The following is a 23,333-nucleotide window of genomic DNA, read 5'->3' as shown; positions in this document are numbered from 1 at the left end:
CCGTGGCGGGCTATCCGGTGAAGATGAGGACCGGTTTCCACCAGCGGCTGCGCACGCTGACCGAACAGCTCGCCCAGATGTGCGCGATGGCCGCTGAGGTGATCCAGCAGGCGAGCGAGGCGCTGCTGGAGGCCGACCTGACGACGGCCGAATCCGTCATCGCGCGCCATCGCAGCATTCTCGCGATGGATGCGCACGTCGAGGAGACCGCATTCGCGCTGTTGGCCTTGCAGGCGCCGGTGGCCACCGACCTGCGCGCGGTGGTCAGCGCCCTGCGGATCGCCGCGGACGCGCGACGGATGGTCGAGCTCGCGGTCCACATCGCCGAGATCGCCCGTCGCCGGCACCCGTATCCGGCCGTCTCGGCCGAGGTGCGGCCATACATCGCCGCCATGGGCGAGGCGGCCGAAGCGCTGGCGCTGGGGGCGCGCGAGGTGCTGGTGTCGCAGGATCCGCGGCGGGCCGCTCAGATTCGCCGCGACGACGACACGATGGACGACCTGCACCGGCGCCTGCTGGCGATGCTGAAGGATCCCGCGTGGACGGAGGGCGTCGCCGCCGCGGTGGACGCCACGCTGTTGGGCCGCTTCTACGAACGCTTCGCCGACCATGCGGTGCAGATCGCGCGGCGCGTCATCTTTCAGGCCACCGGGCGCTAGCCGATGCGCTTCGGCGCGGTGACAACGTGCCGCGAACGAGGCGGCTCAGCGGTCAAGCGTGACGCAGCACCAACAACTCGCCGGTCAAAGTTCCATCCTCAAGCAACCGACCGATCGTCGAACTCTGACGTTCGGCCAACTGCCAGGTCTCCGTGTCCCCATGCCGGTCGGCGAGGACACGCTCCACGGTGTCGACCCGCTCATTCCATGCGTCCTCGATCGGCGGAAGGTCCTGCGTGCCGAGTTGCCGCTCGACGTCGAGCGCGGCCCTGGTCAGCAGCTCTCGCAAGGCATCGGGTGTCGGAAAGTGGTTGCCCTCCAGCGCATTTGGCGGTATGTCGCGATGCGCGACGAAAACGAGCAACCCGACGCGCCCACCCGGCCGTACCACGCGGCGCAGCTCGGTGAGCAACGCGAGTTGATCGGGGGTGGTACACAGCACGCCCAGTGCCCAGGCGGCGGTGAAACTCGCGTCCCTCATCGGTAGGGCCGATCCCATCGCGCACACCACCGGAAAGCCGAAGAGTTTCTGTGCCGCACGGCACGCGCCGGTCTCCGGCTCCACGAGAACGGGCCGAACCGCAGTCGATCGAGCGGCGTATGCCGCGGGGCCCCCGACGCCGGCGCCGGCGTCCAACAGTGTGGCTTCGGGCGCCAGTTTCATGTGTTCGACGAGCCAGTCGAGGGCCGCCGGGCTGCCGCTTCCCCGGCAGCCGGCAGGGAGGTGGTAGTCCGGCCCGAGCTCGGCCGCCACCTGCGCGGTCCATTCGGCGACGGCGTCGAACTCGGCCTCCATGGGGTCCGTCATGGCGCCCCTCCTCCCTGCTCCCGGATGCGCCGGCCCACTTCTGCCTTGATCTCCGCACCGATGCGAGGTCCCGATGCCGAGGCCAGCCCCGAGACGTTCACCCCCTCGACGCCCTCGATCGACAGCAGCGCTCGCGCCTCGTCCACCGCCGCCGCGATCCCGGCCTCCACCGGATCCGACGCGCCCAGAACCCGTTGCGTCACAGTGGGATCGAGCTCGAGTCCCGGCAGCCCTTCCAGTACCGCCGCCGAGACGGTGTCGGTGAATACCGCTACCGCCGCGATCACCGGGATCGCCAACCCGGCCGCCCGTGCCGACTTCATGAAATCGGCGACCATGTCGGGAAAGGGCACGTGGTTGAGGACCGCCAGACTCGCTCCGGCTCGCTGCTTCTCGACCAACCGCGCGGGCCTGCGCTGTACGGGCGGGGCGGTAGGCGTTTCTGGTACCGCGGCGACGATGCCGACCGAAGCGGCCAGCGAAACCAGGCGAGGCCCGTCGAGGTCGAAGGCCTGCGAAACATCCGGGCGCACGTCATATCCGCGCCCATCGCCGGTGACGCACAGCACCGTTTCGACATCGATGCTGCGCAGTCCTCTCAACTCCTGCTCGAGCACCACGCGGTTACGGTCCCGGCAGGACAACGTGATCCACGGCGTCACACCGGCGTCGAGCAACAGCGACGCCATCAACGTGGGCGGGAAGTCGGGTTTGTTCTGGTGTTCGCCCACGAGGACGGCGTCGCATCCGGGCGCCAGGACCGTCGCCGTCGCCGCGATGTCGTCAGGATCGAACGGGGTGGCGCTGAAGTCGGTCAGCACCCGCGGAGTCCGCGCGGGTCGGGGGGCCGGGCTATGACCCGACCACGGCACCACGTCGTCGAAGACGCACGGACCCGGGCGCATCTCGCACTGTCCGTCCGGCCGCACGCCGCCGCACGGCCCGAACTCCATCCGCTTCGGACAACCCGAATCCGCCGGCATCCGCACCCCCTCGATCGTCAATACCCAAACGATCGCGCCCACAAGCGTCCCGGCGACCGCGCGATGTCGGGACGTCATTCGCGATTAGCAATCGTTCGCTGCGGCTAATACGAAAGGGGCATGTGCTGGATGGACGGCACAGCGGACGGAATGGGAACGCCTATGGAACCGATATCACCGATGGACGCGTTGTTCCTCATCGGCGAGTCACGCGAACACCCGATGCACGTGGGCTCACTGCAACTCTTCGAGCCCCCGGAGGATGCCGATCCCCATTTCGTGCGCGAGGCGTATCAGGCGATGCTGCAGTGCACGGACGTGCAGCCGTCGTTCCGTAAGCATCCGGCCTTCTTCGGCGGCATCACCAACGTCGCGTGGTCCTTCGACAAGGACGTCGAACTCGACTACCACCTTCGCCGGTCCGCGTTGCCCGAGCCGGGACGAGTCCGCGACTTGCTCGAGTTGGCTTCCCGGCTGCACGGCAGCCTGCTCGACCGGCATCGCCCGATGTGGGAGGCGCACCTGGTGGAAGGCCTGCAGGACGGGCGGTATGCGGTCTACACGAAGTATCACCACTCCCTCATGGACGGCGTCTCGGCGCTACGCCTGGTGCAGCGCGCCTTCACCCCCGACCCCGACGACGACGAGGTGCGGGTGCCGTGGAGCCTGGGTCCGCGTAAGCGCAGCGGGCGACGCGAACAGTCGTCGCTCTTCGACCGGGTGGGCCGCACCGCGGGGTCGGCGCTCGCCCTGGCGCCCTCCACACTCAAGCTGGCGCGCGCCGCGCTACTCGAACAGCAACTGACCCTGCCGTTCCGGGCGCCTCGCTCGATGTTCAACGTCCGGATCGGCGGCGCCAGACGGGTAGCGGCACAGTCGTACTCGTTCGAGCGCATCAACGCCGTCAAATCCGCCACCGGTACCACCGTCAACGACGTCGTGCTCGCCATGTGCGCCGGGGCCCTGCGCGCCTACCTCCTCGATCAGAACGCCCTGCCGGACGCGCCGCTGACCGCCATGGTCCCGGTGAATCTGCGCAAGGACGACGACGACCGCGGGGGCAACAACGTCGGGACGTTCCTGTGCAATCTCGCAACGGATCTCGACGACCCGGCCAAGCGGCTGGAGATCATCAGCGCCTCCATCCGCGACACCAAGGAGGTGTTCTGGCAGCTGCCGCCGGTTCAGCAATTGGCCCTGTCCGCCTTCAACATCGGCGGCTTGTTCTTCGGGCTGATCCCCGGTTATCTCTCCGCGGGCTCGCCGCCGTTCAACATCGTCATCTCGAACGTGTCGACCGGCAACTCAGACCAATTGTATTGGCGCGGAGCACGATTGGACGGAAACTATCCGCTGTCGATCCCGCTCGACGGGCAGGCGGTCAACATCACCGTGACCAACAACGCGGACAACCTCGACTTCGGTCTGGTCGGATGCCGCCGCAGCGTCCCGCACCTGCAGCGAATGCTCGGTCATCTCGAGGCGTCCCTGAAGGATCTGGAGCTGGTGGCGGGCGTCTGAGACACGTTGCGGCGCTGGTAAATCGCTGCCGCCGCTCACGAGGCAACGGTGTCGGTGGCGTCGGCGCGCTCTTCCTCCAGCCGGTCCTTGCTGCGCAGCAATCGCAGCAGCGTGACGAACAGGAGACCGCCCACCAGGTTGCCGACGACGGTGTAGCCGAACCAGCCCAGCCAATCGAGGTAGCCGAACGGCGCCTTGCCGGTGATGAGCGCGCCGAAGATGAGCAGCGAATCCAGAATCGAATGGAACAACCGCAGCCCGGCGAGGAGGAACGCCGCCGCCACGGCCGCGGCGATCTTGGCGGGCACCGAGTCGGTGCCGTGTTGCATCCGGGTCATCAGCGTGATCACCATGCCGCCGAGCACGGCCAGACAGAAGCTCTGGGCCGACAGCGGCGCGGTGGCGAAGTGGGTCGCGGATTCGACCGTCTGAGAGTGCAACTCGGGAAAGCCGGTCATGATCAGCCACATGATCACCCAACCGCCGACGAGGTTGGCAAACATCGTCCCGGCCCACAGTTTGAGCAGTTGCGTCAGGCCGGCGCGCTTGGCCGCCACGGTGACGACGGGGATGATGAAGCCCTCGGTAAACAGCTCGCTGCGACCGAGCAGCAGCGCCAAAAAGCCGATGGAGAACGCCAATCCGGCCAGCAGCGGGCGGTGGGTGGCGTCCAGGACCGACAGATAGGCGAGCACGCCGAGCGCCACTTCGGTGCCCCCGAAAAACCCGGTGACCAGCACACCGCGCCAGCTCCGGTGCAGTCGCTGGGTACCCTCGCTCAGCATTCTGCTGAAGGCGTCTTCGAGCTCGTCCTCGATTGGACTGTCGGTTTTGCCGAGCTGTCGTCGGATGTTCTGGCCCATAATGAAGTCCTCGCAGTTGAACGGCCGAAGAAACGGTCATATACCCATTTCCCTGGTGGTCCTGCGGCCGTGACGCGTTAGCTATCCCACATGCGCCATGCGCCGTGGCGGGCGCCGATTTGCGCAACCGCGGCCACAATCCTTTGTGGGGAATACCACAGCGCCTACTGTAAGGTCCACGGTAAGTCAGCGCAGGCGGGGAGAAGGGTGAACCATGCCAAGCACCACTGATACGCGCAGCCAGCTGCGGCCCGACGTCGATCTGACCGACGGCGCCTTCTACGCGGGCGACTCGCGACCGGTCTACCGATGGATGCGCGAGAACGAGCCGGTCTTCCGGGACCGCAACGGCCTGGCGGCCGCGGCGACCTACCAGGCGGTGATCGACGCCGAGCGGGCACCGGAGTTGTTCTCCAACGCCGGCGGTATCCGGCCGGACCAGGACGCACCGCCCATGATGATCGCAATGGACGACCCCGCCCACCTGCTGCGGCGCAAGCTGGTCAACGCCGGCTTCACCCGTAAACGCGTCAAGGACAGGGAGTACTCGATCGGCGCGCTGTGCGACGCGCTGATCGACAACGTCTGTGAACGGGGCGAGTGCGACTTCGTCTGGGACCTCGCGGCTCCGCTTCCCATGGCGGTGATCGGCGACATGCTCGGGGTGCTTCCGGAGGAACGCCAGATGTTCCTTCGCTGGTCCGACGACATGGTGACGTTGCTCAGCAGTACGACCGCACAAGAGGATTTTCAGGTCTCGGTGGACGCATTCGCCGCCTACACCGAATACATGACGGGCATGATCGCGGCGCGCAAGGCCGAGCCCACCGATGACTTGGTCAGCGTGCTGGTACATGCGGAGGTGGACGGCCAGAAGCTGGCCGACCATGAGATCGTCACCGAGGTGTTGTTGCTGCTCATCGGCGGCGACGAGACCACCCGGCACACGCTGTCCGGCGGCACCGCGCAGATACTGCGTCACCCGCAACAGCACCGGCGACTGGTCGACGACGTGGCCCTGCTACCCAACGCGATCGAGGAAATGCTGCGCTGGACCGCCCCGGTCAAGAACATGGCCCGCACCATGACCGCGGACGTCGACTTCCACGGCACGCAACTCCATCAGGGCGAGAAGATCATCTTGCTGTTCGAATCGGCCAACTTCGACGACGCGGTGTTCGACGACCCGGAGAGCTTCCGGATAGACCGGTACCCCAACAACCATCTGGCATTCGGCTTCGGCACCCACTTCTGCCTGGGCAATCAGCTGGCGCGCCTGGAACTGTCGATGATGCTCGAGCGGCTGCTGAAACGCCTCCCGGACATGCGGCTGGCCTCGGAGGACCCGCTACCGCTGCGGCCGGCCAACTTCGTCAGCGGTCTGGAACGCATGCCGGTCGAATTCACGCCCACGGCAAGGTCGGGCCCCTGATCACGGACTGGGTCCGAGGCCTCACCGCTGCTGGCCGGCGAGCTCCGCGTCGGTCGCGTAATCCAGGTAAACGCTGGTGCCGTTGGGCCGGGCGTGGATGGTGCAGTGGTCGGACAGGCGGTGCATCAGCATGATGCCGCGCGAGGCGTGCGGATCGTTCGACTGCCTCGATGAGGGCTTGCGCCAGCTTCCGCGGTCACTGACGCAGACCCGGATCGACTCGGCCTGCGGGTCGTAGCTGGCCTGGAGTTTCATGACGCCAACCTGCTGATGCGAGCGATAAGCGTGCTCAACGCAATTCGCCAGCGCTTCGTTGACTCCGAGGACGACGTCCTCGCGGATTTCCTCCGGCGCGCGCACCTCTTGCGCCAGCCACCGTTGCAGCGCACGGCGCCACGCCGCCACCGTGTCGGGGCGGGCTGTGCCGGCGAGCGTCAGCCGCACCGGCGTGGCTGTCTCCGGCAGTAGTGGACTCATGAAAGCCGCATACCCAGTTGCAGTTGGAGCAATAACCTTCTGCGAGTATCGCTTCGGCCACAGATCGATAGCCGCGCAGAATCACCAGGTCACGGCGCCGACGGCGTCGCGGCGGGTGCTAGCGGTGCGGCGACAGGACGGGTGTGACCAGTTCGCCCGTGCTGAGGTAGCTGTCGAGATTGCGGATCGCCAGCAGGGCCATGGCCCGCCGGGTCCGCGCGGTGGCGCTGCCGATATGGGGCAGCAGCACAACGTTGTCCAGGCCGAACAATTCGGCCGGTACGTGTGGCTCTTCGGCGAAGACGTCCAGGCCCGCTCCCGCCAATTCGCCCGCGGCCAGCAATTCCACCAGCGCGTCCTCGTCGACCACGCTGCCCCTGGCGATGTTGATGAGGTAACCCTCGGGGCCCAGAGCCCGCAGCACCGCGCGGTCGACCAACTTGTGCGCATTGCGGTCACCCGTGGTGGCGATGACCAGGACGTCCACCGACTCGGCCAGCTCCACGGGCGAATCGGCATAGCGGAACGGTGATCCCTCGATGCGGTGGCGGTTGTGATAGGCAATGGCACAGTCGAATCCGAGCAACCTGGTCGCGATCGCCGAACCGATCCGGCCCAGTCCCAAGATGCCGACCTGCAGGCCGCTGACGTCCCTGGCGTAAGGAAACGCGCCCTCGCGCGCCCATCGGCCGGCGCGCACGTAGCGGTCGGCGGCGCCGAAACGGCGCAGCGTCATCAGGATCAGCCCCACCGCGGTGTCGGCGACTGTGTCCGACAACACATCGGGCGTATTGCTCACGCCGATGCCGCGGCGTTTGGCCGCCTCCAGATCGATGAGATCCACGCCGGCCCCGTTGTTGACGATGACCTCCAGATTGGGCAACGCCGCCATGGTGTCCGCATCGACGCCGGGCGATCCCGACGTCACCAGCACGCGCACACCGGCTCCGTGCTCGGTCAAAAACCGTGTGCGGTCGGGGCCGCCGGGCAGCTGCGGAATCTCATACCGGGCGGACAGCTCCGCTGCGAACGTCGGCTCCATCTCGCCGACCCTGAGCACCCCGCTGACTTTCTTCGCCGTCACGACTTCATCATCCTCGACGGCGGCATGGGGCCGGCCGACCGGCGGTGGAATATCCCGACGACGACCGTGGTTGATCAGCGCGGCGGTGTCGGCCATTCCCCGGGGACCACACCAGAACCGTCGCTGCGAGCGACCACTTGCGCCAGAGGCGAGAAGCCGGCACCGCCCCCAAACCCCTGGCCCGCGGGCTCGCGCGGGAGTTTCGTCTGGGAAGCAATCCCGCTATCGCGCGGTTGCACAGCGAATGCGTATCGGAGTCGTCTTTCCGCAAACCGAGCTCGGCTCGGACCCCGCCGTCGTGCGCTTGTACGGTCAGCGCGTCGAGGAACTGGGGTTCACCCACATCCTGGCCTACGACCACGTCGTCGGCGCGGACCCGACGGTGCATCGCGGCTTTCAGGGCCCCTACGACATCGACTCGACGTTTCACGAGCCGTTCGTCATGTTCGGCTACCTGGCCGCTGTCACCTCGTTGGAACTCGTCACCGGTGTCATCATCTTGCCGCAACGCCAATCGGTACTGGTGGCCAAGCAGGCCGCCGAGGTGGATGTGCTGACCGGTGGCCGTTTCCGGCTCGGCATCGGATTGGGTTGGAACGCAGTCGAATTCGAGGCGCTTGGCGAGTCGTTCACCAACCGCGGCAAGCGTTCCGAGGAACAGGTCGAGGTCATGCGCAGGCTGTGGACCGAACGGTCGGTCACGTTCAACGGCCGGTACCACACCGTGACGGGGGCCGGCCTGGCCCCGCTGCCCACCCAGCGGCCGATACCGGTGTGGTTCGGCGCCGCGTCGGATCGTGCATACGAACGTGCCGGTCGGCTCGGCGACGGTTGGTTCCCCATGGTCGAGCCCGGACCCGGGCTCGACCACGCGCTCGAGCAGGTGGGCCGCGCGGCCGAGTCCGCGGGCCGCGACCCGAAGAGCCTCGGCATGGAAGGCCGGGTCAGCTGGACCGAAGACCGCGATAAGCTCGCCGCCACCATCGCCGCCTGGAAGGCCGCCGGGGCCAGCCACCTGTCGGTGAACACCATGAAGGCCGGCTTCGCGAACGTCGACGAACACCTCGCCGCCCTCGAGCAGGTGGCCGACGACCTCAGATAGCGCCGCGGCTTTACCGGCTTCCCGCCGCGGACAACTCCTCGACCAAACTCAGGTGCGCGTTGCGGCGGCCGGCTTTCGATCGCTTTGGCGCGGGCTCAGTCGGCTCGACCGTGTCGCGGACATGGACCTGCCCGCCCGTAGCGCAGTGGCGGCGCTGCCAGTCGCTGATCGCTTGGTGCGCCGCGTGATCGAGATAGCTGGTCAGCAGGTGGATGGTGACCGACGTGCGTTCGGGGACCGACGCCAGGACGCCGGTCAACCGGGGCAGCGCCAGGAAGGTGCAAGCGCCTTCGACGACGACGTGCCATCCGTCACCAACGGGCTTGGCCTCGATCCTGGCGCGCACCACCCGCCATCCGGTGACGGCGACGGCCAGCGCGAGCCCGATCATCACGCCGTGCAGCAGATTGAGGAAGACGACGCTGCCCACGGTCACCAGGTAGACGGCGAGATCGCCGTTGCGCAAGGCGGTTTCGATATGCGCCGGTTTCAGCAGCTCGATGCCGATGACGATGAGCAGGCCGGCAAGTGCCGCCGTGGGAATCTTTTCGACGAGCCCCGCGAACGGCACCGCGAAGAGCAATATCCAAATGCCATGCAGGATGGTCGATGCACGCGTCTTCGCCCCGGCATTCACGTTGGCCGCGCTGCGCACGATGACACCGGCGATGGGAAGCCCGCCGATGGCGCCCGACGCGATGTTGGCCGCGCCCTGCCCGATCAGCTCACGGTTGAAGTCGGTTCGCGCCCCGGTGTGCATTCGGTCGATCGACACCGCGGTCAGCAGACTCTGCACGCTGGTGATCAATGTGACCGTGATGACGGCGATAACGACGGCTGCCCAATTGCCGTGCGGCAGCGACGGCAACCGCAGTGCCTCGAGGACGGAGCCCTCCAAGACGATCCGGGACACATGGAACGGGAAGATCATCGAGATGGCGGTGACCGTCACGATCGCCACCAGTGGACCCGGAACACGGGCCACCCGGGCCGGAACCCAGCGCCAGGCCACCAGAATGGCGATCACCAGCAATCCCAGCACGACTCCCGGGCGGTGTGCGCTCAGAATCTGGGCGGGCAATCCGGTGACGTTGCTCCACGCCGAGCTTTTCGAAGCGCCGCCCAGTAGCACATGAACTTGCTGCAGGGCGATCGTAATTCCGATGCCGGCCAGCATGGCGTGCACCACGACCGGCGAGATCGCCAGTGCGGCCCGGGCAATCTTGCTGAACCCCAACAGGACCTGCAGAATCCCTGCGATCACGGTGATGAAACATGTGATCGCCCAGCCGAACTGGGCGACCAGATCGGCGACAACCACGGTAAGCCCTGCGGCCGGACCGCTCACCTGCAGTGGTGAGCCGCCGAGCCACCCGGCGACCACTCCTCCGACGATCGCCGCGATCAAGCCCGCGAGAACCGGTGCGTCCGAAGCGATCGCGATACCTAGTGACAGCGGAAGCGCCACCAGAAAAACCACCAACGAGGCCGGCAGATCGTACCGGAGCGTCTCTCGCATCCGATCGAGCCGGGACGGAGCCACCGCCTCCAGGTCATGTCGACCTGGCTTTTCCAGCTTGTGCACCGGCCCTCCCCGAATTGGTCTTTAGCGGTGGGCTTTCAGCTATCCGCCCGGTCACGGCAGGATGATCACTCGTAAAGCCGTGCGGCGCAGGCGGTTACAGATACCACGAACGTCGATGTTCGGCTGGAGATGCCTGGCCTATGCGTTCGAAGGTAAGTGGACGGAGATAAAGGGGTCAACCGGACGGGCCGGGCGCATATCGAATGCAAATTTTTCGGCGGCCATTGCAAGCAGCCCGCAGCCAGCCGAGGGAAAATGGTTACTCCAGAACGAAAACCGGGATTTGCCGTGCCGTTTTCGTCTTGTAATCCGCGTAGGGCGGAAAGGCCTCAACGGCCCGCTGCCACCACTCCTCGCGCTCGGCGCCGTCGAGCTCGCGCGCTGTCATCCTGAGCACCTTGTCGCCATCCTGCAATGTCACGGCCGGATTCGCCTTCAGGTTGAAGTACCACAGCGGATGCTCGGGGGCGCCGCCGTGCGACGCGACAATGACATAGCGGCCGTCCTTCTCGACCCGCATCAACGGCACGTAGCGCTGCTTGCCGGACTTCGCCCCGGTGACGGTCAGCAGCACGATCGGCCGGTCGAAAACCTCGACTCCGTCGGTGGTGCCCTGACTCAGGATCTGTTCGGTCTGGTCGCGCACCCAGCCCCTGGGGCTCAACTCGATTTCGTCAGCCATACCTAGACCGAACACCCCGGATCCGCGACTCCATTCCCCGGGTCCAACTAAGGCGTACAGTCGAGTCGTCAACTTATATGAGCTAACTAATCGCGTCGCAGTCGCGGAGAGGAGATGGGTGTGGCCCGCACCGAGAACGACACCTGGGACCTGGCGTCCAGCGTCGGAGCCACGGCAACCGCGGTCGCCGCGCAGCGGGCGATCGCCTCCAGCCCACCGGATGCTTCGTTGAATGACCCGTGGGCCGACCCCCTCGTCCGCGCAGTCGGCATCGACAGCTTCATCAAGCTGCTCGACAATCAGCTCGACCGCAGCGACGATCCGCTGCTGAACCGTCAGGCGGTCAAAGAGCAGATCACGGTGCGGACCCGGTTCTTCGATGACTTCTTCGTTCAAGCGACCGAATCGGGCATCAAGCAAGCGGTGATCTTGGCTTCCGGGCTGGACACCCGGGCGTATCGGCTGCCCTGGCCGGCGGGCACCGTCGTGTACGAGATCGACCAACCTGAGGTGATCGAGTTCAAAACGCGGACGCTGGGTGAACTGGGCGCCACCCCCAGCGCGGAGCGCCGCACGGTGTCGATCGACCTGCGCGAAGACTGGCCGTCCGCCCTCACCGCCGCCGGATTCGATCCTGCACAGCCGACCGCGTGGAGCGCCGAGGGACTGCTGGTCTACCTGCCGCCCGAGGCGCAGGACCGCTTGTTCGACAACATCGCGGCCGTTTCGGCGCCGGGCAGCCGGATCGCCACCGAACACCTGGACCTGCGCAGCATCCCCTCGGACTGGGCGCAGAAACTGACCGAGCGGTCCCGGCGCATCGGCTCCAGCATCAATCTGGCCGAGCTGTTCTACACCGGCGAGCGCAACACCGCCGCCGAATACCTGGGCGCCCGTGGCTGGGACGTCGATATACGGACAACCGAGCAGGCGTTTGCCGCACACGGGTTCGCGGTGCCCGACGACGAATTGGCCTCATTCGGCGACGCTTCCGGCTACCTGACGGCGACGCTCAAGTAGTTGAGCCCCCGACGGCCTCGGTTGCTGCGCAGCTGGGGTCGGTCGGCGCGCCAGTTCCCCAATCAATCCCTCCGTCGCCGTGCCACCGCACGCCCCCTATATCAGCGTCATTGACATATATCAGTGCCGTTGATATAAACGGTGGCATGACCCAACCGACGCAAGAGATGTTCGAATCCGCCTACCGGGGCGAGGCTCCCGAAATGGGCGAGGGCAACCGGCCGCCGTGGAGCATCGGCGAGCCGCAGCCGGAGATCGCGGCCCTCATCAACGATGGCAAATTCCACGGCGACGTGCTCGACGCCGGTTGCGGCGAGGCGGCCGTGTCGCTGTACCTCGCCGAGCGAGGCTTCACCACCGTGGGCCTGGACCAATCCCCCACCGCCATTGCGTTGGCAACCGAGAAGGCCGCCCGCCGGGGCCTCACCAGCGCGACCTTCGAGGTCGCGGACATCAGCGCCTTCACCGGCTACGACGGGCGCTTCGGAACCATCGTCGACAGCACGCTCTTCCACTCGATGCCGGTCGAACTGCGTGAGGGCTACCAGCAGTCGATCGTGCGGGCCGCAGCGCCGGGCGCCTCGTACTTTGTGCTCGTCTTCGACCGCGCCGCGATGCCTGCCAACGGGCCGGTCAATGCGGTGACCGAAGATGAGCTGCGCGAGGTGGTCTCGAAGTACTGGGTGATCGACGAGATCCGGCCGGCCCGCATCCACGCCAACGTGCCCGAGAGCTTCCTGTCCGGCTTCCAGGACTTCGCCGCCGACATTCGCGATGAGGACAACGGTCGCAAGTCCGTGGGCGCCTGGTTACTGTCCGCGCACCTCGGCTGACGCGGACCGGGCCGCGCGGCCTACGGGCCGTCCCACCCCTCCGGCAGCATCGGCGTGCGCGCGCCGTCGCCGGACTCGTTGTCGCCCAACGTGATCAGGCCCGCCGCCCGCAGGTCGGGCCGGGGTAGCGTCCCGGCGAAGCCCCGTGCCGACGCGCCGGAATCCGAGGGCAGGTGCCGAGCGGACGTCACCGGTGCAGCTACGGCGGCCGGGTGGTCATCGGCCTCGATGAATTCGTAGCGGTATCCGGGGTCGACGACCGAGCGCGGGCGCGGGCGTGAGCGTCCGTGGCGCTGCTCCGCCGCGGCCACCCCGGCGGCCGACGCCGCGTTCTGCGTGGCGGCCGCCGCGCTGTGGGCCCGGGTCTGCGCCGTCGATTCCATGCCGAGCCCAACGTTGCCCACCAGGTAACCGAAGCCCTCGGTTCCGGTCACCGGGGCGGGTGGTGTGGGTGGAGCCGCGGGCGGCGCAGCCGCCGAAGTCGTGGGCGCCGGGGTCGACGCCATCGACGTCGCCGTTGCTACCGGGCCGGCCGGGGCCGTGGGCGCCGTCACCGGAGCGGCCGATACCGCCGGCGGTTGCACGCCCATCACCGCGGGCTGCGGCACGGGAGGAGCGGGCACGCCGGCCGGCGCGGCCAACCCGGCCAGGCCCGCCAAGCCCGTCAGGCCGGCCAGGCCTCCCAGGCTGGTGATCGACAGGCTCAAACCGACCTGCAGCAGCAGCGGCAGTTCCTGGAGAATGAAGCGCAGTGTCCGGATCGTCCAGTTGATGATCCGGTAGGTCTGCCACGCGATGAAATAGTTGATCAGCGCCGGGAATTGGGACGGGTTGAGCAGGCCGGAAAGGTTCTGCTGTAACCAGGCCACCGCCTGGGCGTTGCCGTTGAAGAAGTTGCCCAGGTTCTGCAGGTACTCCGATGGACTCCAGTTGGGTTGGCCCTGCCCGGGGATCTGCTCACCGTCGGGCCCGAACAGCATTTCCCAGATCTCTTCGGGCGTGGGCAATTGGAAGGAACCCGTGCCGCCGCCTCCACCGCCGCCGGTCCCAGTGCCGGTGCCGCTTCCCGGTCCGGTTCCGGTGCCCGTGCCGGATCCCGAGCCGCTGCCCGCCTTACCCCCGGTGCCCGCTCCGGCGGCGCTGCTCATCTGCACCGCCGCGGTCGTCGCCTGGTAGGTGGTCATGGTGGTGGCCGCCTGGGTCCACATCCGCGCGTAGTCGGCCTCGTTGAGCGCAATCGGAATGGTGTTGACGCCAAAGAAATTCGTCGCCACCAAGGCCGTGTGCGTCGCATGGTTGGCGGCCAACTCCGGCAGCGTGGGCATCGCGGCCAACGCGGCGGTGTATGCGGTGGCCACCCCCTGGTGTTGAGCGGCCGCCTCGGCGCTCAGCGCGCCGGCCAGCTGCAGCCACGCCAAATACGGCATGTGCGCGGCGACGTAGCTGTCGGCCGTCGGGCCCTCCCACACCGGAACCGAGCCGGTCAATACGGAAGTCAACTCCGTTGCCGCCGAATCATATTGGGCGCTCAACGCCGTCCACGTCGCTGCGGCCGCCAGCAAGGGGCTCGGCCCCGGTCCGTTGCTCAACAGCGCCGAATGCACCTCCGGCGGAAGGGCCATCCACACCGGCGCGGTCATCGTCAGCCTGCGCCCAGATAGGTTGACGCACCCGCCGCGTCGCCGGCGGCGTAACCGACGCCGGCCAGACTCACGCCCAACCCGGCTCGACCCAACACCTCGACGCCCTTGGCCGCCGCGGCCGAGTGCTGGCTTCCCCGCTCGCTGAACACGGCGGCGGCCGCCAGCGACACGGGATCGGCCGCCGGTGGGACCACCAGCGAGACCACGGGCGCCGCCGCCGCATGCGCGGCCGCCAGCGCAGCGGTGATCGCGTCGACCGCCGCGCTCGTCGCGGCCAGGCCCTCGGGGATAACTCGCAGCGTCACAGCGGCCGCTCCTTGTGTCGTTTTGTCACCGAACCGGCGCCGGCCGCCCTGGCCGCAGGCGGCCAACCCATACCTAGGGCCACCACCCAGGCGAGCACACCGGCTACGAATCCGAAGATCAGGTGCCACGCCGCCCGCTCGAGCATTCCGTTCGATACCCACGCCGACATGGCGTGCCCTGAGGCGACCGAACTGGCAAGCGCGACAAGGTGAATGGGCGCAGCGGCCAGCGCCAGTAACCACCGATGCGAGCGCACCACCGGAACGAAACCCACCGTAAACAGCAACGCCGCCGCGGCCACATAGCGACTGCTCCACAGTGGATCGCTCAATCCATGGATCGGCAGCGCCGTAATCGATGACGCCGCGCCGACCGCCAGCACCGTCTCGCGTCGCGCCGTCACCAGCGCGACCGCCACCAGCAGGGTCAGCCAGATCAGCCCGCGGTGACCGGGCAGCCCCAGGGGTATCCGGATGTCGGTCGAGGTGATGATGACCGCGACCGCAACCAGCGGAAATGCCACCTCGCGGACGGCGGTGAATCCGGCCGTTGGGCGCATCAGCACGGTCATGCGCAGATCATAAGTCGCGAGCCCTACACTAATCCTCATTTACGGCGAATTCACAGGATAGGACCCGTAAATGCGCAGCAATACGCTACTGCCTCGGGTGGTTGCGGTTTTCGCCCTGGCAGCGGGACTCGTGGCGTGCGGCGCGTCGGAGACCGAGGTCCAGCTCGTCGTGCAGAACAACCACCGGGTGCTCGACCGATTCACCCTGTCGCGACTCGAGCAGCTGCCCCAGGTTCGGGTCGCGACGCCGCAATCACACCGCGTGCAGCAGGGACCCAGCGTGCGTTCGATCCTCGACGCCGCGGGCGCTACCGGGGTCATCAGCGTGCGGGTGGAAGGGCGCGACCCGGCCCAGACCCTGACGGCCGGCGAGCTCGACGATCGGACCATCCTCGGCTTCACCAAACGCCACACACTCAAGCTCATCGGCGCGAAGCTCAGCCGCGATCAGTGGGTTCGCGACGTCACCGACCTGGTGGTCAACCCGTGATCGGCGGTAGCGCGCTGGCCGGTGTCGACCTGCTGATCGGCGTCGATGACACCGACAACCCGTACACCCCCGGCACCGGCCGGCGGGCCCGCGCGCTGCTGCGTGAGCTACAGGCGGCCGGACTCGGCTCACCCGCGGGCGCCACGAGACATCAGCTGCTGGTCGATGATCGGATCCCGTACACGTCCCATAACTCGAGCGCGTGTCTGGCCTGGCGCAGCCCCGGCGGTGATCCGCACGCGGTGCGCACCGGGATCATCGAGTTCGCCGGACACTTCCTGGAAACGGTGTGCCCGCCCGATGCGGATCCGGGGCTCGCCGTCGTCGTTCCGGGCGAACTCGCCGGCAGCGCGGCGCGGCTGGTCGACTTCGGTCTCCGTGCCAAACGGGAAGTACTGTGCGCCAACGCGGCTCGCGAACTCGCCAGGACACTCGGCATCCACCTGTCCGGCCACGGCGGCACCCGGGAGGGGACGACCGGCGCGCTCGCGGCGGTCGGTCTGCACCTGTCGGGCAACGACGGACTGTTCATCACGTTGCCCGGAATCCGCAAGCTGCCCGACCGGGCCACCATCGAGACCGTATTCGACCTGACCCCGATCGACCTCGCGCGCGACGACGCTTTCCGCCAGCCGCGGCCGGGCGAGATGATCGACCTGGGCGACTGGGTGCGGCCGGTCTTGCTCGACGGGCTGGCCGTGTTGCTACTCGAACCGCCCCGACCGCAGGGCGACGGAACCAGGTCGTGGCGAACGGCACCGCGCGCGGTGGTCAAACAATATTGATTCCCCGCTCGATCCCGTGCACGTGAGCTGCGCGATCGGCGTCGGCGGCCGCGCGCGGGTTTCAACGGCCGTCATTCGGGCGAACCTGACGAAAGGCATTTCAGACGTTCAGAGGAGATCTCGGTGGATCAGCAAGTCAACTTCGACCCGCCCGCGGCGCCCGAGGACGCCCGAAAGGCAACCGAGGAACAGCGCAAGCTGCAGGAGCAGCTCGAGCACCAGGAGGAGGATCCGAACGGCCCCGGATTGCACCAATCCCGGCACGACCTACCGGACGAGAGCACCCGCTAGTTGCCTCAACCTTGGCTCGGCGAAAGCCCGTTAGAGACAAGGCAGTTCAGTTTGCCGGACCGCCGGTGTGGACCGCCGGTAGTCGTGGGCAAGCGCCACGCCCGCCTGCCACGTCAACGTCAATCCGCCCAGCGCCGCCGCGGGAATCGCCCATAACCGCCGGATCAGGAGCGCGTGATCGCACTGGTCGACATACTTGCCGCCCACGCCGACCGCGCTGGACGCCTGGGCCAGATCGGTGACAAAGCCGCTGCCGCACTTGACTTGCCAGCCGAACTGATCGTAGGCGTCGATGAAAACCGGCAGGTACAGCGCGAAGAGCCCCCCGGCCAGCAACACCACGGCAGCGGAGACGACCAGCGGCCCGCGGTTGGTCATGCGCCCCCCTTAGGTCATGCAGACGTTGGCGAAAAGCAGCACCGGCCAAGAGACGATCGAGCCGAGGAATGAGACCACCAGGTCGACGCCGTGCATGTCGTGCAGATGCTGGGTGTGGGTGCTCGACCAGATCACGCCGACGATCAGGTACGGCGTCCCCAGCAGGATCCCCAGGCCCAGCAGCTCGGCGATGGTCAGTTGGTACTCCAGGACTGAGCGGATCCTGCTGAGCATGGGCATGCCTTTCGCGCGGGTGCTGCCGGGTTCGAAGCCGACCTACACCGAAGTGCTAAGGACCCACCGCGTCCCGGCGTGCGGACTAGACCCATACATGTTAATGCCCATTCGTGCGATTCGGTAGTGCTGCGCTCGATTCGGCGGCGCAGTCACGCAGCAGCCGAACGCTCAGATATGGTGGCGCAAAGGGGCGTTCGGCTCGCGCTCGATGCATCGCAGCGGTTTGTTTCCAAGAAGCAAGTGCGGGAAGATTCTTTGCCGGGGCTTCCGCAACGGCATGTCAGCGGCGCTGCCGGCCACCGCGTGGCGCGCTCCGAGGCGCTGCGACCGGTCGTCCCAGCAGCGTGACCTCCATCAGGCGGCGCACCGTGAGTCCGGCGGCCGCGCTGGCGTCGGGGTAGACGAGTCGGCCGGTGTCCACCGCGAGGGCGAACGCGGCGTGGACGGCGTATCGCGCGCGGCCGAGCGTGAGCTCCGGCCTGGCCGCGACGGCGAGGCTGGCCCAGGATTCGACGGTGGAACGCTGAATGTTGTACAGCAGTACCGCGTCGGTGTCGGGCAGGTTGTGCCGCTCGGTGTAGTAGACGCAGGCTAATTCGGGGTTGGCGAACGAGCGGCTGACGTAGGCCTCGATGAGTTGTGCGAGCGCCTGTTCCGGGTCGGCGCTGGTGGCCAAGATGCTGGACAGGTCGCCGGAGAGTTGGTCGGCAGCACGCCGGTAATAGACGGCCAGAATGTTGGCCTTGCCCGGAAAGTACTGATAGATGCTGGCAACCGGGATGCCCACCGCCGCCGCGATGTCTTCCATCCCGGTCTCGCGATAGCCGCGTTCGTTGAACAGGCGCATCGATTCGTGCAACAGAAGTTCATAGGTTCCGGCTGCGCTGGTCAGCGTCACCGTGCGCGGCTGCTCGGATCCGCGACCGCGCTGGGTTGGCAAGTCGGCCCGCAACACCGCGGCCGAGATGTCCGCCAGCGCCGCGCGGATCTCGGAATTGCCCAGCCGCGACCGATGGTCGGTGATGCTGCCGATTACGCTCAGGGTGGCCGCCGACAGGATCCAGCGTTGCCGCGACGTGAGTTTCGGGCGAAGCCTCATCAGTGGACGCTGCAGGCGCCGGTTGATCAGTTTGATCTGTTCGGCCAGGGCGTGTTGATCGTCGCCACGTAAGTAGCGGCCCTCCCAGCGATACAGTCCGCCGGCGGTGCGGTTGACGATCGTGGAGTCGATCAGCGCACCGACCAGGGCGCTGAGCTGCTCTTCGGGATCGCCATCGGCGGGCAGGTCATCAGCGAACGCAGTGGCGTCGACCAGTTGCTGTCCCAGCGCCAAGAAGACTTCGCGGAACAGGTCGTACTTGCCCTGCGAGTGGCGGTACAGCGCGGCCGCGGAGATCCCGACCCGCGCCGCGATGTTTTCCATGCTGACCGCGTGGTAGCCCAACTCGCTGAATGCATCGGTGGCGGCGCGGGCGATTTGGATCTTGCGGTCCTTCGGGCGCCGCTTTACTTGATCTGCGGAGGAGCGGCTAGCCGATGGCATACAGATCACCGTAGCCGCAGCAGCGGCCGTCGGGGCGATCGGTCGACAAGCGGTATCGCGGAGCCGGCAAGCCTCCCGCGCGCCGCTGGGCGCGGCGTCCTACCCGAGGTCATCAGACGTCTATCCCCGCTACGCCCCGCCGAATTCCGGGCGCAGGACCGAGCTCAGTGCGCTGAGCGGAATGTGTGGCTCGACGGCCCCTCCGTCCATGGACCATTGCTCCGATTGGCCGTACTGGATAGGCGAGTCGTGTCCCACCGGGTAGTCCGGCATGTACAGCACCAGCTCGTCGGGCGTGAGCGCCCAGGCTTTGTAGCCGCCCGAGAAGACCTTGTCCGGTGTCCACCGATCGAGGGTGAACGGATACGTTCCCGGATTGTGTTGCCATGCGGCATGGTCGAGCGCGTCCTGGATGGACGGCTCGGCCAACGGTGGAATTGCGGTCAGCGGGTCGAGGCCCGGCTTGGTGATGTCGGCCAGCTGCAACCGCCTACCGCCGGCCATGTCGAAGGTGAACGTGCGATAGGCGTTGTTGAATGCCGGGCCGTCGGCGTGGTAGTCCTCGTGGAAGGCCACGCTGAGCGCGCGCCCATGGGTGAACACCTGATAGTTCTCCTCGCCCCAGCTGTCTTGGACCATTGATGCGCCCTTGGTGCGCCAGTTGTTCATCAAATTCCGCAGGTATTCACGGATGGGTGGACCACTGGTGGGGTTCTCGACCAGGTCGCCGGGCAACGCCATCTTGATGTCGCGGACCGCCTTTCGCTCGGACAACACCGACGTGTGGCAGTACTGCCCGTCCCAATCGCCGCCGAGCTCGCCGCAAAACGACTGCGCCGAGGCCGATGCCGCCGGTGCGCTCAACACCGCGGCGGCCACCAGCGCCGCACCGGCCGAGACTCGAATCAACCGCATGACCGAAACGCCCTAGGGTAGTTCGACTTTGCTGGCCAGCCAGCGGCCGCCGACGTTTTCCATCGTCATCTTCATCCGACTTCGGTCAACCCGACCGTCGGGCCGCACGGCGTTGCTGACGGTTTGGTCGACCATCAACAACACCACCACCTTGGTTTTGCTCTCCGATTGAATCGCCGAATCCACGACGGTGCCATGGGCTGCGGCCTTGTTGTCGATGAGCAGTTGCCGAAGCTGGGCGCTGGCTTTGGTGTACGTCTCCTTGAAATCGCCTGTGGCCCCGTTGAGTACGGCCGAGAAGTTCTGGTCGACCTGGCTGGAGTCGATACTGGTGAGCACCTGGGCGTAGTCGATCGCGGTCCGCTGGGCCGCCTGCCCGGCCTGGTCCACCGCGTGCTCGTCCCACAGCTTCCAGCCCAACCCACCGGCGAGGACGAACGCCCCGGCGTAGACGGCGGCGACAACCGCGATGCGGCCCCGACGTTTCCATCGCCAGGTGCGGCCTTTCGCGTCCTGCCCGTCGGCGTTCGCGGAGGCTTCCGGCTGGTCGTCAGGCGGGGTCTCGGTGTCTTCGCTCGTACTGCAGTCGTGGTCGGCGGTTAGTGTCACGGCGGTGTCTCCTTGCGGTGGTGAAGGGCTCGTGGGCTTAGTGGGGCGGTTCGATCGGCAGGGTCGGTCCGCCGTAGGGCGTGGGAATGGTGAAGCGTCCCTTGGGTGTTGGATCGGCGGTCTGGCCGAGGTCGGCGCCGGGGGGCGGCCCCGCGGTGTCGTCGCCGCCCGGTCGGGGCGCATTCTTGGCGCCCCGGATCAATACCTGGGGGTCGTCGTCTCGGCAGTAGGTGTACAGGAAGGGCTCGGGGTAGTCCGCCGATGACGACGGCCGCCGCGGGGTGCCGTAATCGCAGGTGTAACGCGGGTAGATGTCGGCGGTCGCCCACAGCCCATGCTCGTGCATGGTCGTCATCAGGGCCTCGAGTGTCGAGCCGCGGTAGTCGGGGAAGACCGCGTTCAGCGCCGGCACGCGGAGATAGACGATCCGCGCGGTGGTGACCAGATTGGCCAGTAACCCGACCATGGTGTCGGAGTTGTCGTCGAACAGGTTGTCCACCGAGGACAGGGCGTGCGGGGTTCGATCGACGAATCTGCGGTAGCCGCCGTCCATCTTGTTCACGCCGGTCATGAGGTCCCCGATATTGCGGGACGTCGCACCCAACCCGGCGTTCTTGTCCGACAGTGTCGTCAGGACCACCCGGCTGGTCTTGAGCATGGTCACGGTCTGCGGCAGCACCGGGTCCATCGTCGACAGCAGGAAGGTGGCGCCGTCGATGATGTCGGTGAGCTTCTGCGGCCCATCCTTGCTCAAACTCAGTTCGCGCTTGACGGTTTCGAGCTTCTTCGGGTCGGTTTGGGCCAGCAGGCCGTCGGCGTCGGCGAGCACTTGCGACAGCGGAATCGGCGTGGTCGTGCGCTGTGGGCCGATCACGCTGCCGTTCGACAGGAACGGGCCGGCGTTGGATGCGGGCTCGAAATCGATGTACTGCTCGCCCGCAGGGGACAATCCGGAAACCCGGACCGGGCTGGCGGCGGGGATCCTGGTATTCGCATTGATATTCGCGATCACCTCGACGCCGGTGGGTACGGGCCGCAGCGATTGGATGCGCCCGACCCGGATCCCCCGGACCGCTACGTCTTGATTGGCCAGCAGCCCACCGGATTCGGGCAGCCGGATGGTGACCCGGTAGGTCGACTCGAAGGGGTTGATCCGCAGCGCCCCGATCGCCAGGTAGGTCACGCCGACGACGAGGGTCAGAGCCAGGGCAAGGCCGGACAGCCACGCGCGCCGCCGGTGTCCCGCTTTGACCGCGGCGACGATGAACCGGCCGAGGGTGTCGATCACCGCGGTGGTTCCGGAATCATGGGATCCGGCGGCGCTTGACCGGCGGGTGCCGGTGGAAGCGGCGGACCGACCGGCGTCCAAGGGCTTTGGCCCATCGGTGTCTGCGGGCCGCGGCCGACGACCCGTTCCTGTAGGCGCCACAGGACGTATTTGATGGACCCGATCATGTAGTTCCAGTCGCGGCGCATCGGTCCGTGGAACACGGGATCACCCTTGAATCCCCCCGTCTCCGCCCCGGTACCCGGCCGCGAGCCCATCACCAGCCGGTCGAAGCTGCCGCGCACCGAAATCGCGTCGCTGGGCGTGGCTTTCACGAACGGCGGAATCAGCCTGTTGAGGCCGGCGAGGCTGGTATCGGGGCTCAACACGACGTCGTTCCATGCGGCGGCGATCGTGTTGGCGTCCTTTATTACGCTGCGGCCCGTCTTGTCGGTGCCCGCGATCGACGGGAATTTGGACAGCTGATGGGTCGTGGCGCCGAGTTCGTCTACCACGTCGGCGATTTCGTCGGCGTTGCTGGACAACACGTTGGTTGCCGGGCCGACGGCTTGCAGGATTTCGGAGAGCGCCTGGTTCTTCTGATCCAGCCGGTCGGCGAGTTCGGCCGTTTCGGTCACCGCCGCATCGATCTGCTCGGAGCGCGAATTGAGCTTGCTCAACAGCAGATTGGTCCGGTTGATCAAGTCGCCGAACGCGCGTCCCTGATCACCGGTCGCCTTGCCCGCGCCGTTGACGATGTTGGTGAAGTTGCGGACCGCGCCGCCGTTGACCAGCAGCGCGGCCGAGCTCAGCACGCTTTCCACGGTGGCGGCGGCACGGGTCGCAGGCAGCCCGATGGTGTCGCCGCTTTTCAGCAGCGGCGCGCGGGGATCCATCGGGGTCGGTGGCTTGATGGCGACGAACACGTCGCCGAGCGGTGTCGCCGATCGCAGTTCTGCGGTGCTGCCGGCCGGCACCCGCACGCCGTCCATGATGCGCAGGGTGGTGACCGCGGTGTAGTTGCGCGCGACCATCGATTCGAGTTGCCCGACGTCGGCGCCGGCGAGTTTGACTTTCGCATGGGCTGGAAGGTTCAGCGCGTTGGAGAAGACCGCGTTGAGCAGGTATCCGCCATTGCCGATCCCCGGCGCGGGCAGCGGCAGGCTGGATAGCCCGTTGGTGGCGCACCCGGAACTGACCATGGCTGCGCTGAGCGCCACTACCAATTTGTGCTTGACGACGTTCATCG

Annotated in this window: 26 protein-coding genes; 9 read left to right on the top strand and 17 right to left on the bottom strand. The window is 67.1% G+C overall.

Translation table 11 applies throughout. The annotated features are described in order from the left end of the window. The first annotated feature begins 23 nt into the window (after positions 1-23). Complete coding sequence (phoU, locus tag A5624_RS02880) at positions 24-659, top strand: phosphate signaling complex protein PhoU (protein ID WP_066861284.1); 636 nt, start codon at positions 24-26, stop codon at positions 657-659. A gap of 52 nt (positions 660-711) precedes the next feature. Here phoU and A5624_RS02875 read toward each other — a convergent pair whose 3' ends face one another. Then, on the bottom strand, positions 712-1,467 hold the full coding sequence (locus tag A5624_RS02875; RefSeq protein ID WP_066861206.1) for a class I SAM-dependent methyltransferase: 756 nt from the start codon (positions 1,465-1,467) through the stop codon (positions 712-714). Then, complete coding sequence (locus tag A5624_RS02870; RefSeq protein ID WP_066861281.1) at positions 1,464-2,450, bottom strand: methylenetetrahydrofolate reductase; 987 nt, start codon at positions 2,448-2,450, stop codon at positions 1,464-1,466. Before A5624_RS02870 ends, A5624_RS02875 begins: the two co-directional genes overlap by 4 nt. Positions 2,451-2,612: 162 nt before the next feature. Between A5624_RS02870 and A5624_RS02865 the strand changes: the two genes are divergently transcribed. Then, positions 2,613-3,971, top strand: a complete 1,359-nt coding sequence (locus A5624_RS02865) for a wax ester/triacylglycerol synthase family O-acyltransferase (protein ID WP_066861203.1) — start codon at positions 2,613-2,615, stop codon at positions 3,969-3,971. Between the two features lie 35 nt (positions 3,972-4,006). Here the strand turns inward: A5624_RS02865 and A5624_RS02860 are convergent, their stop codons facing one another. Continuing rightward, positions 4,007-4,834, bottom strand: coding sequence for a formate/nitrite transporter family protein (locus A5624_RS02860; RefSeq protein WP_066861200.1), 828 nt, complete (start codon positions 4,832-4,834; stop codon positions 4,007-4,009). Between the two features lie 214 nt (positions 4,835-5,048). On the opposite strand from A5624_RS02860, the gene A5624_RS02855 reads away from it, so the two are divergent. After that, a complete protein-coding gene (locus A5624_RS02855) occupies positions 5,049-6,266 on the top strand; it encodes a cytochrome P450 (protein ID WP_066861197.1) in 1,218 nt (405 codons plus the stop codon). Between the two features lie 21 nt (positions 6,267-6,287). On the opposite strand, the gene A5624_RS02850 is transcribed toward A5624_RS02855, so the two are convergent. Both A5624_RS02850 and A5624_RS02845 read right to left on the bottom strand, forming a co-directional pair. After that, the gene (locus A5624_RS02850) at positions 6,288-6,710 is read right to left on the bottom strand and encodes an ATP-binding protein (RefSeq protein WP_197498009.1); all 423 of its coding nucleotides are present in this window, start codon (positions 6,708-6,710) and stop codon (positions 6,288-6,290) included. A gap of 151 nt (positions 6,711-6,861) precedes the next feature. Then, positions 6,862-7,785 carry a 2-hydroxyacid dehydrogenase gene (locus tag A5624_RS02845; RefSeq protein WP_369827431.1) on the bottom strand — a complete coding sequence of 308 codons (924 nt, stop codon included), beginning with the start codon at positions 7,783-7,785 and terminating at the stop codon, positions 6,862-6,864. A gap of 286 nt (positions 7,786-8,071) precedes the next feature. Here A5624_RS02845 and A5624_RS02840 point away from each other — a divergent pair, with 286 nt between their 5' ends. After that, entirely contained in the window at positions 8,072-8,929 is an 858-nt protein-coding gene (locus A5624_RS02840) for an LLM class F420-dependent oxidoreductase (protein ID WP_066861190.1), read from the top strand. A 10-nt stretch (positions 8,930-8,939) separates the two neighbouring features. Here A5624_RS02840 and A5624_RS02835 read toward each other — a convergent pair whose 3' ends face one another. Together A5624_RS02835 and A5624_RS02830 are read right to left on the bottom strand one after the other, a co-directional pair. Next, positions 8,940-10,448, bottom strand: a complete 1,509-nt coding sequence (locus tag A5624_RS02835) for a SulP family inorganic anion transporter (RefSeq protein ID WP_066861272.1) — start codon at positions 10,446-10,448, stop codon at positions 8,940-8,942. Between the two features lie 325 nt (positions 10,449-10,773). Further along, entirely contained in the window at positions 10,774-11,196 is a 423-nt protein-coding gene (locus A5624_RS02830) for a nitroreductase family deazaflavin-dependent oxidoreductase (RefSeq protein ID WP_066861187.1), read from the bottom strand. Between the two features lie 120 nt (positions 11,197-11,316). Between A5624_RS02830 and A5624_RS02825 the strand changes: the two genes are divergently transcribed. Together A5624_RS02825 and A5624_RS02820 are read left to right on the top strand one after the other, a co-directional pair. Beyond that, entirely contained in the window at positions 11,317-12,216 is a 900-nt protein-coding gene (locus tag A5624_RS02825; RefSeq protein WP_066861270.1) for a class I SAM-dependent methyltransferase, read from the top strand. A 146-nt stretch (positions 12,217-12,362) separates the two neighbouring features. Continuing rightward, positions 12,363-13,049: a class I SAM-dependent methyltransferase gene (locus A5624_RS02820; protein ID WP_066861185.1), complete on the top strand. Its 687-nt coding sequence runs from the start codon at positions 12,363-12,365 to the stop codon at positions 13,047-13,049. 20 nt (positions 13,050-13,069) lie between these two features. Here A5624_RS02820 and A5624_RS02815 read toward each other — a convergent pair whose 3' ends face one another. The 3 genes from A5624_RS02815 to A5624_RS02805 are packed head-to-tail and all read right to left on the bottom strand — an operon-like array spanning position 13,070 to position 15,569. Next, on the bottom strand, positions 13,070-14,689 hold the full coding sequence (locus A5624_RS02815; protein ID WP_232002189.1) for a PPE family protein: 1,620 nt from the start codon (positions 14,687-14,689) through the stop codon (positions 13,070-13,072). Between the two features lie 2 nt (positions 14,690-14,691). After that, positions 14,692-14,997, bottom strand: a complete 306-nt coding sequence (locus tag A5624_RS02810) for a PE family protein (RefSeq protein ID WP_066861182.1) — start codon at positions 14,995-14,997, stop codon at positions 14,692-14,694. After that, entirely contained in the window at positions 14,994-15,569 is a 576-nt protein-coding gene (locus A5624_RS02805; RefSeq protein ID WP_066861179.1) for a hypothetical protein, read from the bottom strand. Before A5624_RS02805 ends, A5624_RS02810 begins: the two co-directional genes overlap by 4 nt. A 97-nt stretch (positions 15,570-15,666) precedes the next feature. Between A5624_RS02805 and A5624_RS02800 the strand changes: the two genes are divergently transcribed. The 3 genes from A5624_RS02800 to A5624_RS28430 all read left to right on the top strand — a co-directional run bounded on the left by A5624_RS02800 (position 15,667) and on the right by A5624_RS28430 (position 17,135). Then, positions 15,667-16,059 (top strand): hypothetical protein, encoded by a 393-nt coding sequence (locus A5624_RS02800; RefSeq protein WP_197518907.1) that lies wholly within the window; start codon positions 15,667-15,669, stop codon positions 16,057-16,059. Continuing rightward, positions 16,056-16,844, top strand: coding sequence for a hypothetical protein (locus A5624_RS02795; RefSeq protein ID WP_066861173.1), 789 nt, complete (start codon positions 16,056-16,058; stop codon positions 16,842-16,844). Before A5624_RS02800 ends, A5624_RS02795 begins: the two co-directional genes overlap by 4 nt. A 123-nt stretch (positions 16,845-16,967) precedes the next feature. Beyond that, positions 16,968-17,135, top strand: a complete 168-nt coding sequence (locus A5624_RS28430; protein ID WP_197498008.1) for a hypothetical protein — start codon at positions 16,968-16,970, stop codon at positions 17,133-17,135. Positions 17,136-17,165: 30 nt separating this feature from the next. Here A5624_RS28430 and A5624_RS02790 read toward each other — a convergent pair whose 3' ends face one another. The 7 genes from A5624_RS02790 to A5624_RS02760 form a co-directional block, all read right to left on the bottom strand. Next, entirely contained in the window at positions 17,166-17,513 is a 348-nt protein-coding gene (locus tag A5624_RS02790; RefSeq protein ID WP_066861170.1) for a hypothetical protein, read from the bottom strand. 9 nt (positions 17,514-17,522) lie between these two features. Further along, positions 17,523-17,747, bottom strand: a complete 225-nt coding sequence (locus tag A5624_RS02785; RefSeq protein ID WP_066861264.1) for a hypothetical protein — start codon at positions 17,745-17,747, stop codon at positions 17,523-17,525. 283 nt (positions 17,748-18,030) lie between these two features. Further along, positions 18,031-19,293 (bottom strand): TetR/AcrR family transcriptional regulator, encoded by a 1,263-nt coding sequence (locus tag A5624_RS02780; protein WP_066861167.1) that lies wholly within the window; start codon positions 19,291-19,293, stop codon positions 18,031-18,033. A 129-nt stretch (positions 19,294-19,422) separates the two neighbouring features. After that, positions 19,423-20,208, bottom strand: coding sequence for a mannan-binding family protein (locus tag A5624_RS02775; RefSeq protein ID WP_066861164.1), 786 nt, complete (start codon positions 20,206-20,208; stop codon positions 19,423-19,425). Between the two features lie 12 nt (positions 20,209-20,220). After that, complete coding sequence (locus A5624_RS02770) at positions 20,221-20,817, bottom strand: Mce protein (RefSeq protein ID WP_066861160.1); 597 nt, start codon at positions 20,815-20,817, stop codon at positions 20,221-20,223. 37 nt (positions 20,818-20,854) lie between these two features. Further along, on the bottom strand, positions 20,855-22,105 hold the full coding sequence (locus A5624_RS02765) for an MlaD family protein (protein ID WP_066861263.1): 1,251 nt from the start codon (positions 22,103-22,105) through the stop codon (positions 20,855-20,857). Beyond that, a complete protein-coding gene (locus A5624_RS02760) occupies positions 22,102-23,331 on the bottom strand; it encodes an MlaD family protein (protein WP_066861157.1) in 1,230 nt (409 codons plus the stop codon). Before A5624_RS02760 ends, A5624_RS02765 begins: the two co-directional genes overlap by 4 nt. Positions 23,332-23,333: the final 2 nt, after the last annotated feature.

This window comes from Mycobacterium sp. 1482292.6 (assembly GCF_001672995.1).
Taxonomy (GTDB): domain Bacteria; phylum Actinomycetota; class Actinomycetes; order Mycobacteriales; family Mycobacteriaceae; genus Mycobacterium; species Mycobacterium europaeum_A.
Note: the sequence above shows the minus strand (reverse complement) of the source record. Positions and strands in the feature narration are given on the sequence as shown.

Excerpts from the sequence above, each read along its gene's own strand:
- A5624_RS02785 (WP_066861264.1), bottom strand. The coding sequence starts at position 17,747 with ATGCTCAGCAGGATCCGCTCAGTCCTGGAGTACCAACTGACCATCGCC.
- A5624_RS02865 (WP_066861203.1), top strand. The coding sequence starts at position 2,613 with ATGGAACCGATATCACCGATGGACGCGTTGTTCCTCATCGGCGAGTCA.
- A5624_RS02835 (WP_066861272.1), bottom strand. The coding sequence starts at position 10,448 with ATGCGAGAGACGCTCCGGTACGATCTGCCGGCCTCGTTGGTGGTTTTT.
- A5624_RS02845 (WP_369827431.1), bottom strand. The coding sequence starts at position 7,785 with ATGGAGCCGACGTTCGCAGCGGAGCTGTCCGCCCGGTATGAGATTCCG.
- A5624_RS02790 (WP_066861170.1), bottom strand. The coding sequence starts at position 17,513 with ATGACCAACCGCGGGCCGCTGGTCGTCTCCGCTGCCGTGGTGTTGCTG.
- A5624_RS02775 (WP_066861164.1), bottom strand. The coding sequence starts at position 20,208 with ATGCGGTTGATTCGAGTCTCGGCCGGTGCGGCGCTGGTGGCCGCCGCG.
- A5624_RS02820 (WP_066861185.1), top strand. The coding sequence starts at position 12,363 with ATGACCCAACCGACGCAAGAGATGTTCGAATCCGCCTACCGGGGCGAG.
- A5624_RS02830 (WP_066861187.1), bottom strand. The coding sequence starts at position 11,196 with ATGGCTGACGAAATCGAGTTGAGCCCCAGGGGCTGGGTGCGCGACCAG.
- A5624_RS02875 (WP_066861206.1), bottom strand. The coding sequence starts at position 1,467 with ATGACGGACCCCATGGAGGCCGAGTTCGACGCCGTCGCCGAATGGACC.
- A5624_RS02760 (WP_066861157.1), bottom strand. The coding sequence starts at position 23,331 with ATGAACGTCGTCAAGCACAAATTGGTAGTGGCGCTCAGCGCAGCCATG.
- phoU (WP_066861284.1), top strand. The coding sequence starts at position 24 with ATGAGGACCGGTTTCCACCAGCGGCTGCGCACGCTGACCGAACAGCTC.
- A5624_RS02805 (WP_066861179.1), bottom strand. The coding sequence starts at position 15,569 with ATGACCGTGCTGATGCGCCCAACGGCCGGATTCACCGCCGTCCGCGAG.
- A5624_RS02780 (WP_066861167.1), bottom strand. The coding sequence starts at position 19,293 with ATGCCATCGGCTAGCCGCTCCTCCGCAGATCAAGTAAAGCGGCGCCCG.
- A5624_RS02840 (WP_066861190.1), top strand. The coding sequence starts at position 8,072 with ATGCGTATCGGAGTCGTCTTTCCGCAAACCGAGCTCGGCTCGGACCCC.
- A5624_RS02870 (WP_066861281.1), bottom strand. The coding sequence starts at position 2,450 with ATGCCGGCGGATTCGGGTTGTCCGAAGCGGATGGAGTTCGGGCCGTGC.
- A5624_RS02860 (WP_066861200.1), bottom strand. The coding sequence starts at position 4,834 with ATGGGCCAGAACATCCGACGACAGCTCGGCAAAACCGACAGTCCAATC.
- A5624_RS02815 (WP_232002189.1), bottom strand. The coding sequence starts at position 14,689 with ATGACCGCGCCGGTGTGGATGGCCCTTCCGCCGGAGGTGCATTCGGCG.
- A5624_RS02855 (WP_066861197.1), top strand. The coding sequence starts at position 5,049 with ATGCCAAGCACCACTGATACGCGCAGCCAGCTGCGGCCCGACGTCGAT.